Source organism: Mesorhizobium sp. M2C.T.Ca.TU.002.02.1.1, assembly GCF_003997225.1.
In genome coordinates, this window is record NZ_RZTO01001365.1 from 1 (window position 1) to 815 (window position 815).

1 protein-coding gene is annotated in these 815 nt (G+C 65.6%); it reads right to left on the reverse strand.

The annotated features are described in order from the left end of the window. The coding region (locus tag EOD07_RS36135; protein ID WP_245470631.1) for a GTP-binding protein at window positions 1-815 on the reverse strand (815 nt) is incomplete at both ends.

Consider the following 815-nt stretch of genomic DNA (forward strand, 5'->3'; position numbering starts at 1 on the left):
ATTTGAGCTCGGTGACGGTGGCGCTCACCTGATCGGTTTCGGTGCGCAGGATGTAGGAGCGGCCGGGCAGCAGCGCCTGCTCGTCGAACCAGACGATGTTGGCGGCGAACTGGTCGGCGACCTGCGGTCTAGCTGCCGGCGAAACCAGCAGATTGCCGCGCGACACCTCCACCTCGTCCTCGAGGACGAGTGTGATCGCCTGGCCGGCGACCGCCTGCTCGAGATCGCCGCCCTGCGCGACGATGCGCTTGACCCGGGAGGCCTTGCCGGATTTTGCGACGACGACCTCGTCGCCTTGCGAAACGGTGCCCGAGGCAATGGTGCCGGCAAAGCCGCGGAAATCGAGGTTCGGCCGGTTCACATACTGGACAGGAAAGCGGAACGGCAGTTCGACGGCCGCCTCGTCGACCGACACGGTTTCCAGATGCTCGATCAGCGACGGCCCGGAATACCAGGGCGTGCGCTCCGAGCGGCTGGTGACGTTGTCGCCGAAACGCGCCGACATCGGGATCGGCACGACGCTCACGAAGCCCAGCTCCCGCGCGAACTCGTCATAGTCCGCGACGATCCGGTCGAACACGGTCTTGTCGAAGCCGACGAGGTCGATCTTGTTGACCGCAAGCACGATGTGGCGGATGCCGAGCAGCGAGGCGATGATCGAATGACGCCTGGTCTGGCGCAGCACGCCCTGGCGCGCATCGATCAGCACGATGGCGAGATCGGCGGTCGAGGCTCCGGTCGCCATGTTGCGCGTGTACTGCTCATGGCCGGGCGTGTCGGCGACGATGAACTTGCGCTTCGGCGTGGCGAAGAAA